This is a genomic window from Veillonella sp. R32 (assembly GCF_010093125.1).
Lineage (GTDB): Bacteria > Bacillota > Negativicutes > Veillonellales > Veillonellaceae > Veillonella_A.
Genome location: NZ_NMZQ01000085.1, coordinates 1 through 1,116, shown reverse-complemented (window position 1 = coordinate 1,116; position 1,116 = coordinate 1). Strand labels below are relative to the sequence as shown.

Genomic DNA, 1,116 nt, shown 5'->3' with positions numbered 1-1,116 from the left:
CTTGTAGAACGTCAGCGTGGTGCTGGTCTGGTCAGCAGCAACCGCAAGAATGCCAACGGCAGCACCGTCGGTGGTGCCATCCCACGCAACCAGCTTACGGCTGGAGGTGTCCAGCATCAGCGGGGTCATTGCAGGCGCTTTCGCACTCAATCCGCCGGGCGCGGTTGCGGTATGAGCCGGGTCACTGTTGCCCTGCGGCTGGTAATGGGTAAAGGTTTCTTTGCTCGTCATAAACATCCCTTACACTGGTGTGTTCAGCAAATCGTTAACGGCATCAGATGCCGGGTTACCTGCAGCCAGCGGTGCCGGTGCCCCCTGCATCAGACGATCCAGCGCAGTGTCACTGCGCGCCTGTGCACTCTGTGGTGCTGCGGCCAGAATGCGGCGGGCCGTTTTCACGGTCATACCGGGGGTTTCTGCCAGCACGCGTGCCTGTTCTTCGCGTCCGTGAGCCTCCTCACAGTTGAGGATCCCCATAATGCGGCTGTTTTCTGCCGCAACCGCTGCGGTGATCTGCGCGTTCACGTCCGGCTGCGCCGCGCTGGCGTTCTCGCCCTCCGTCGCTGGCACCACGTCAGTAACGTCAGCCTGCGAAGCAGTGGCTGAAACAGTTGTTGATTGAGTCTCTTTGGTCATTCGCCCTCCTGAGAGACGGGATTTACGTGCATCCAGTGCATCACGCATGACGGTGATCGCATCGGTGCTGTTAACAAGTTCATCAGCCAGTCCGGCATCAATGGCCTCCTGACCGCTGTACACTGCAGCCTCGGTATCCAGCACAACCTGCACGGACAGGCCGGTATATGCCGACACCTTCTGCGCAAACATCTGGCGGGTTGCGTCCATCCGGGACTGCAGTGTCTCCCGGACGTCATCCGGAAGATGGCTGTAGGGGTTGCCATCCACCTTATGGCTGCCGCTGTAAATCAGCGTGATTTCCACACCCTGTTTCTCCAGCGCAGCACCGTAATTACTGTGAGCCATCATGACGCCGATGGAGCCTGTCCGGGCGGTCTGCGTGACCAGACGCCGGGAGGCGGCACTGGCAAGCAACTGACCTGCACTGCAGTTCATGTCGTTGGCAAGCGCCCATACCGGTTTTATGTCACGCACACG

The 1,116-nt window shown here is 59.9% G+C and carries 2 protein-coding genes; both read right to left on the bottom strand.

Translation table 11 applies throughout. The annotated features are described in order from the left end of the window. Window positions 1-231 (bottom strand): head decoration protein (locus tag VER_RS10270; protein ID WP_162100706.1); only part of this gene is annotated, 231 nt, incomplete at its 3' end. 9 nt (window positions 232-240) lie between these two features. Continuing rightward, a partial coding sequence (locus tag VER_RS10265; RefSeq protein WP_162100705.1) for a S49 family peptidase occupies window positions 241-1,116 on the bottom strand: 876 nt, incomplete at its 5' end.